Annotated in this window: 6 protein-coding genes and 1 rRNA gene; 5 read left to right on the forward strand and 2 right to left on the reverse strand. The window is 70.1% G+C overall.

Translation table 11 applies throughout. From position 1 onward, the window contains the following. From HY68_RS09150 to HY68_RS09170, 5 genes are all read left to right on the forward strand, one after another. The coding region (locus tag HY68_RS09150; RefSeq protein WP_041995487.1) for a hypothetical protein at positions 1-738 on the forward strand (738 nt) is incomplete at its 5' end. After that, positions 728-2,128 carry a hypothetical protein gene (locus tag HY68_RS09155; RefSeq protein ID WP_241778508.1) on the forward strand — a complete coding sequence of 467 codons (1,401 nt, stop codon included), beginning with the start codon at positions 728-730 and terminating at the stop codon, positions 2,126-2,128. The genes HY68_RS09150 and HY68_RS09155, both read left to right, overlap by 11 nt. Next, positions 2,125-3,678 carry an SCO6880 family protein gene (locus HY68_RS09160; RefSeq protein WP_041986748.1) on the forward strand — a complete coding sequence of 518 codons (1,554 nt, stop codon included), beginning with the start codon at positions 2,125-2,127 and terminating at the stop codon, positions 3,676-3,678. Before HY68_RS09155 ends, HY68_RS09160 begins: the two co-directional genes overlap by 4 nt. Before the next feature lie 32 nt (positions 3,679-3,710). Next, on the forward strand, positions 3,711-5,159 hold the full coding sequence (locus tag HY68_RS09165) for an ATP-binding protein (protein ID WP_041986752.1): 1,449 nt from the start codon (positions 3,711-3,713) through the stop codon (positions 5,157-5,159). Position 5,160: 1 nt separating this feature from the next. Further along, a complete protein-coding gene (locus tag HY68_RS09170) occupies positions 5,161-6,792 on the forward strand; it encodes a hypothetical protein (RefSeq protein WP_041986755.1) in 1,632 nt (543 codons plus the stop codon). 4 nt (positions 6,793-6,796) lie between these two features. Here the strand turns inward: HY68_RS09170 and HY68_RS09175 are convergent, their stop codons facing one another. Then, positions 6,797-7,360, reverse strand: coding sequence for a GNAT family N-acetyltransferase (locus tag HY68_RS09175; protein ID WP_041986758.1), 564 nt, complete (start codon positions 7,358-7,360; stop codon positions 6,797-6,799). A 106-nt stretch (positions 7,361-7,466) separates the two neighbouring features. Continuing rightward, positions 7,467-7,583 (reverse strand): 5S ribosomal RNA (gene rrf / locus HY68_RS09180). Positions 7,584-7,599: the final 16 nt, after the last annotated feature.

Genomic DNA, 7,599 nt, shown 5'->3' on the forward strand with positions numbered 1-7,599 from the left:
GGGCGCAGGCCGGTGCGCGGCTCGCGCTCGCTGGTCACGGTGGTTGGGGTCGTCGTCGTCCTCATCGCGGCAATCGCTTTCGCGAATCGCGGCGGCGGGGACGACAAGACGCCGGCCGCCGGCGCCAAGGGCGCAGCGGCCGACCCGACGGCGGCCTCGGGCGTGAAGCCGGTCACGGGGACGAACGGCACGAACGGGGCGATCCCGGCGGGCTTCGCGAAGGATGAACAGGGCGCGGCGAGCGCGGCGGCGAACTACGCGGTAGCACTGGGCTCGGACGGCATGTTCAACCCCGCCTCCCGGCGGGACATCGTCACCGCCACGTACGACCCGGCCACCGTGAACAGCCTCCTCACCAGTCTCGACCAGGCGTATTCAGCGGCCTTCTTCAAGAAGATCGGCCTCAACGAGGACGGCAGCACACCCCCCGGGCTCACCTTCGTGTCCCGGACGGTCCCCGTCGGCACGAAGGTCACCGAGCTGAACGGCGACGCGGCCACCGTCGAGGTGTGGTCCACCGGTCTCGTGGGGCTCGCCGGCACCGCGTCGACGAAGCCGGTGACCGAGACGTGGTTCACCCTCACGGAGAAGCTCAAGTGGCTCGGCAACGACTGGAAGATCTCGTCCTCCAGCCAGGTCGACGGCCCCACGCCGGTCAGCGGCGACAACCGCGCTTCCTCCGCGGGCGATATCGCGAAGGCTGTCCAGGGATACGGAGGCTTCACCTATGCCCGGTAGCACCGGCCCGACCGGCATCACCGGCAGCGGCCCGCGGCGCTTCGCGCGCTCACTCCTCCTCACGCTCACCGGCGTGCAGGCGTCCCTGTTCCTGCTCGCCGCCCGCGCCGCCGCCGCACCGTCTCCCAGCCCCTCCCCCACCACCAGCAAAGACACCTGCGACCTCATCAAGGGGATGGCCAGGGAGTACTGCGAGGACGACCCGTCGACCCCCGGCGGCGGCGGACCGCCGAACGCGGACACCGCGCTCGACCCCCTCTCCTCCCTCGCCAAAGGCTGCGCCGACGCCGCCTCCTGGATCATCGGCAAGCTCAGCGACGCCGTCACCTCCACCGCCAACGTCGACTTCACCAACGCCGCGTTCCTCCGGCAGTACGCCGTCGTGTTCGCCGCCTCCACCGTCCTCACGCTCGTCCTGTGGCTGCTCGCCGTCGCCAAGCGGGCCATTCGCGGGGTGCCGTTGTCGACCGCGCTCTCCGAGGCCATCGGGTTCCTCTGGCTGACCGTGCTCGCCTCCGCCTTCACGCCGCTGATCCTCTACACCGTCGTCTCGGCGACCGACAGCGTCACGCAGGTCATCTCCAGCTCCACCGGCGGCCACACCGACGTCTTCTTCGGCGGCTTCGCCGACGCGCTCAAGAAGGGCGACGACATCGGCGGCGGGCCGATCATGCTGATCGTCGTCTCGCTCGTGTCGATCCTCGCCGCCGGCGTCCTCTGGCTCGAACTCGTCATCAGAGCCGCCCTGCTGTACGTCGGCGCGCTCCTCGGCACCGTCGTCTACGCCGGGCTCGTCGACAAGAACATGTGGGGCCACGTCCGCCGCTGGGCCGGCATCATGATCGCCGTGATCATGGTGAAGCCCGTGATCGTCGTCGTACTCGGCCTCGCCGGCGCGCTCTCCTCCGACAAGGGCCCCGACAGCTTCTCCGCCGTCGTCTCCGGGCTCGCCATAATCCTCCTCGCGATCTTCGCCTCCGCGATGATCTACCGCTTCGTGCCCGGCTTCGGCGACGAGATCGCCTCGTCACACACCAACCGCAAGCAGGCCACCGACGGCTCCCAGGCCGCGGCCCTCATCAGCTCCCCCGCCGCCCTCGTCTCCCAGGGCATCAAGACCCACAGCAGCCGCAACAACGGAGACGGTGGAGGCGGCGGAGGAGGCGGAGGAGGCGGCGGCGGCCGGTCGGGGAATTCACTCGCCGGCGGCGTCGCCGCGCACAGTTCCCGTACGCCCCAGTCCGGGGGCGGGTCGGGCGGCGGACATGTCCCCTCCGCCGCACCCCCGCCCCGCAGCAGCAGCCCGACCAGTGGCACCCCGCACAGCGGCCGCCCCACCGGCGGTCCCGGCGGTTCAGGTAACAAGAGCACAGGAGGTGGCGGGCGTTGACGACCCAGTCCCAACCCATCGCGCCCCGCCGTACGTATCTCGTCGGCCGCGCCCGGCCGAACGCGATCGTCGGCAAGAACCGCGAGACCGGCGAGATCGCGCTCATCATCGGCGGCGCGTTCCTCGGCATGATGTGCGGCCTCCTGGTGCCCGTCCTGCCGCTGCGGATCGTGACGCTGATGGGCTTCCCGCTCATCGCGCTCGCCGCGGTGTACGTGCCGTACAAGCACCGGACCTTCTACAAGTGGTTCGAGATCAACCGCAGCTTCAAACGCACCCTGCGCAACGGCACCACCTACCGCTCCGCCGCCATGGAGTCCGGTACGCACATCGACGGCCGCGAGGTCGAGGTCGGCCCGCCGCCCGGCATCGGCCGGATCAACTGGCTCGCCGCGCCCTTCGGCCCCGACGAGATCGCCGTCCTGCTCCACGCCGACCGCCGCACCGTCACCGCCGCCATCGAGATCGAGGGCCCCGGCGTCGGACTGCGCGACAGCGAGGACCAGGAAGCACTCGTCGACCGCTTCGGCACCCTCCTCAAACACGTCGCCAACGGCGACGGCTTCGTGACCCGGCTGCAGATGCTCGCCCGTACGCTCCCCGCCGACCCCGACGCCCACGCCAAGGACGTCGCCCAGCGCGGCGACGGCGCCTCCCCCGGCTGGCTCCAGGAGTCGTACGACCAGCTCCAGTCGATGGTCTCCACCTCCAGCGAGCAGCACCGCGCGTATCTCGTCGCCTGCATGCACTTCACCCGCGAACTCGCCACCGAGGCCCAGACCATGGCCCGCGCCGCCCGGCAGGCCGGCGGCCCGAAGAAGCTCGACCACGACGCCGGGCTCGCCGTCGTCATGGCCCGCGAACTGACCGACATCTGCGCCCGGCTCGCCGAGGCCGACATCCGGGTACGCCAGCCGCTCGGCCAAGGCCGGCTCGCCTCCCTCGTCCACTCGATGTACGACCCGGACCACCCCATCGACCACATCCAGGCCATGACGAAACGAAACGCCTGGCCGGCCGAGCTGGACGCGATGGAACCGACGTATCTCCAGGCCAAGACCCGCGAGTCGTCGACCCGTCAGCCCTGGTGCCACTCCACGGCCTGGGTCAAGGAATGGCCGATGACCCCGGTCGGCGTCAACTTCCTCGCCCCGCTGCTCGTCCACACCCCCGACGTCATCCGCACCGTCTCCGTCACGATGGACCTCGAACCCACCGAGATCGCCATCGAGCGGATGCTGACGGAGAAGACGAACGACGAGGCCGAGCGCAACCGCCAGGCCAAGATGAACCGCACGGTCGACCCGCGAGACATGGCGGCCCACGGCCGGATGGACCAGCGGGGTGAAGATCTCGCCAGCGGTGCGGCGGGAGTCAACCTCGTCGGGTACATCACTGTGTCGTCCCGTACCCCCGAAGCCCTGGCCAGGGACAAAAGGACGATCAGGGCCTCGGCCGGCAAGTCGTATCTCAAGCTGGAGTGGTGCGACCGCGAACACCACCGGGCCTTTGTGAACACCCTGCCGTTCGCGACCGGCATCCGCCGATAACCGATGGCCGACCGCCGAGAAAGGGGCCTGTGATGCGAGATCCGCTGTCCATCGTCACGGACGCCTTCACCAGCTTCCTCTTCGGAGCTGTGGAGACGACCCGGCTGCCCGTCCGTACCTCGACGGGCCAGGCGCAGGCCATCTACCTGCCGACCGCCGCACCCGGCCTCGGCGACTCCGGGGTGATCATCGGCCGCGAGGTCTACAGCGGGAAGGGCTACATCTACGACCCCTTCCAGCTGTACGGGCAGCAGCTGCCCGCCCCGCACTGGCTGGTGCTCGGCGAGTCCGGCAACGGCAAATCGGCGCTGGAGAAGACATACGTACTGCGCCAGCTGCGGTTCCGCGACCGCCAGGTCGTGGTCCTCGACGCCCAGGGTGAGGACGGCGCGGGTGAATGGGCCCTGATCGCCCGTCAGCTCGGCATAACCCCCATCCGCCTGGACGCCATGGCCGCCCTGGACGACGGGATCCGGCTCAACCCGCTCGACCCCGCCATCACCACCACCGGCCAGCTCGCCCTGCTCCGCACGATCATCGAAGTCGCCATGGGCCACGGACTGGACGAGCGCTCCGGCTTCGCGCTCAAGGTCGCCCACGCCTACGTCAACGAGACCATCGTGGAGCGCCAGCCGGTCCTGATGGACATCGTCGACCAGCTCCGCCACCCCGAACCCGAGTCGGCCGAGGCGATGAACGTCGACATAGACGACGTACGGGCCTGGGGCCTGGACGTCGCCCTCGTCCTCGACCGCCTGGTCGACGGCGACCTGCGCGGCATGTTCGACGGCCCGACGACCGTCGGCATCGACCTCGACGCACCGCTGATCGTCTTCGACCTCTCGCACATCGACCGCAACTCGATCGCGATGCCGATCCTGATGGCAATCGTCGGCGTCTGGCTGGAGCACACCTGGATCCGCCCCGACCGCAGGAAGCGCATCTTCCTGGTCGAGGAGGCCTGGCACATCATCAACTCCCCCTTCGTCGCGCAGCTCTTCCAGCGGCTCCTGAAGTTCGGCCGGCGGCTCGGCCTCTCGTTCGTCGCCGTCGTCCACCATCTCTCGGACGTCGTCGACGGAGCCGCCGCGCGGGAAGCAGCGGCCATCCTCAAGATGGCCTCGACCAGAACGATCTACGCCCAGAAGGCCGACGAGGCGAGAGCCACCGGCCGGGTGCTCGGGCTGCCACGGTGGGCCGTGGAGATCATCCCGACGCTCACGCCCGGCATCGCCGTCTGGGACGTCAACGGCAACGTCCAGGTCGTCAAACATCTGGTGACGGAGGCCGAACGCCCCCTGGTCTTCACCGACCGGGCCATGACGGAGAACTCCGAAGCATCGGACGCAGCCGACGCACTGGAAGCCGGCGGCGGACTGCCCGCCGACGTACAGGCCGCCGAGTGGGAGGCGGAACAGCGGGCGGCGCTGATGGAGCAACAACGCCAGTTCAACGAGTCCTCCGAGTCGACGGTGGCGTGACATGCCGGCCCGCGACGACCGACCGTCAGGCGCCGGCGCAGGCTCGGGCCGCCAGGGAGGCATCCCCGACGGCCTGCTGCTGGCCCTGCTCGCCTTCCTGCTCGGCCTGACGATCCTCGTCTGGACGTCGACCGGTCTCGCCGGGCTCTTCTCGCACGGCGGCTGGCCGGACGGGGTGACCTTCGGCCGTACGCCGCTGGCACTGCGCGAGCTGGTGACGAAACCGCACGACGTGGCGGGCGCCTGGCCGGCCACCCCGCCCGCGCAGCTCTCCGGGTACGGGCTGTTCTGGGGGCTGCTGATCAGCCAGCTGATGGTGCTGACCGTGCTGACGGTGTTCGTCATGGGGGTGCTGGCGCGCTGGCGACTGGTACGGAAGCGGCGGAAGCAGTACCCGGAGTACCCGCAGTACCCAGAAGGTCCGGCGGCCGGCGTGGACGCGGGTTCGGGCGTGGGCGTAGAGCGGCAGACGCCTCCGGCGCCCGTACCGGCCTCCGTACCGGCCCAGGCACCGCCTCAGCCGCCGGTCCAGCCGCTGCCGGTCCAGCCGCCGGTGCAGCAGCCCCCGGCACCGGAACAGCCCCTCCAGCAACAGCTCCCCGCCGCCGAACCCGAGCGGATCGTCATCGCCGCCGTCCCGGCGGCCGTCCCCGCACCCCGCGCGGCCCCGCAGGTGCGCTACGGCGACCTGCACACCCGCCGCCCGGCGGCCATACAGGCCGTCCGGGACGCCGAAGGCCCGGCGCTCGTCGTCACGTCCGACCCGACCGTATGGGCCGAGACCAAGGACGCACGGGCCAAGCTCGGACCGGTCCTCGTCTACGACCCGGGGCACCTGTGCGACACCCCGGCCCGGCTGCACTGGTCGCCGACCGCCGGCTGTACCGACGCGGCGACCGCGGCCGCACGCGCTGCGGCACTGCTGGCCCCCGTACGCCCCCGCGCCCTCATCGACGCGGCGATGGCCGACACGGCGGAGACCCTGCTGCGCTGCTGGCTGCACGCGGCGGCAGTCGACGGCAGGCCCTTCAAGCAGGTGCACAGATGGGCACAGGGCGGCAGCGCCCAGGAGGCGGTACGGATCCTGCGCACGCACGCCAAGGCCGCGTCGGGACTGGCAGGACTGCTGGAGTCGGCCTACACCGCGCACCCGCAACGGCGAGAGATCGCGCAGCAGTTGACGGCGCGGGCACTGTCGTCGCTGTCGTCGATCCACATCCGTGAGACCTGCACGCCGAATCGGGCCGATTCGCTGACGCTGGAATCTTTCGTCGACGAGGGGGGCACGCTTTACGTAGTGGGCGAACCGATTGAGGATCCCCGCTCGCGCCCCGGCGCGATGCCGCTGCTGACAGCGCTCTCCTCAAGCGTGGTCGAGCACGGCCGCCGCATGGCCGCACGGTCATCTGACGGCCGGCTCGACCCACCACTGACCCTGGTCCTGGACGATGTGGCGGCTGTCGCCCCGCTGCCGCTGCTGCCCGAGTTGCTCGCCGGGGGCAGATCACAGGGCCTGCCGACGCTGGCGCTGCTGCGCTCACGGGAACAGGGCCGCGACCGCTGGCCGGACCACGAACTGCCCTACGAAGAACCGCAGCACGAAGCGCCGCTCCGGCCTTCGCCCCCTGCGTGAGCGCTCAGTCTCCGGGGCGTGCAAACGCCAGCTCCAGCTCCTCCACCGAGGAATGAGGCTCGAACCGGACGGTAACGCCGGTCGGCTCGAACCCGATCCGCCGATAGGCCCCCTGCGCCCGCAGGTTCTCCGGGTGGACATGAAGCAGTACCCGGGCCAGCCTGGGCTCCTCGATCGACCACGCCCAGTCCAAGGCAGCCCCGATCAGCTTCCCGATCAGCCCGGTACCGCGATGCTCGGGCCGTACGAAGACGCCGACGACCAGCCCCTGCGCCTCCTTCACCACGGCGCCGCCGAAGTCCGTCGTGCCCGCGTCCTCGATCAGCAGGACCACCGAGCCGGCCCAACTGCCGTCCGGCGCCTCAGCGATGAACTGACCAGCCGGAGCACCTGGCTGGGCCGTGGCTCGCGCGGACCGCTCCTGCCAGAACGAGTCGGGCTGCTGGACGGCGTCCTCGTAAGAGTCGAGGAAGGCGACCGGAGCTGCGGGATCCTGGAGCGCGACCAGCCGGAGCTCCTTCGCCTTGGCCCATTCGTCGGCACGGGCGGCTCGTATCACATGGTTCATGCACCGATCGTGGGTGCAGACCGGACGGCAACGCAACTTGTTTTTGAACGCAGAAAAGCCCCTGCACCACGTGGGTGCAGGGGCTTCCCTGGTCTATCTAAAGATTGTTCGGCGGCGTCCTACTCTCCCACAGGGTCCCCCCTGCAGTACCATCGGCGCAATGAGGCTTAGCTTCCGGGTTCGGAATGTAACCGGGCGTTTCCCTCACGCAATGACCACCGAAACACTATGAAGTTGAA

The sequence above is a fragment of the Streptomyces sp. AcH 505 genome, assembly GCF_000818175.1.
Lineage (GTDB): Bacteria > Actinomycetota > Actinomycetes > Streptomycetales > Streptomycetaceae > Streptomyces.

Bases quoted from the DNA above. Each gene is read 5' to 3' on its own strand.
- HY68_RS09165 (WP_041986752.1), top strand. From the start codon at position 3,711: ATGCGAGATCCGCTGTCCATCGTCACGGACGCCTTCACCAGCTTCCTC.
- HY68_RS09175 (WP_041986758.1), bottom strand. From the start codon at position 7,360: ATGAACCATGTGATACGAGCCGCCCGTGCCGACGAATGGGCCAAGGCG.
- HY68_RS09155 (WP_241778508.1), top strand. From the start codon at position 728: ATGCCCGGTAGCACCGGCCCGACCGGCATCACCGGCAGCGGCCCGCGG.
- HY68_RS09170 (WP_041986755.1), top strand. From the start codon at position 5,161: ATGCCGGCCCGCGACGACCGACCGTCAGGCGCCGGCGCAGGCTCGGGC.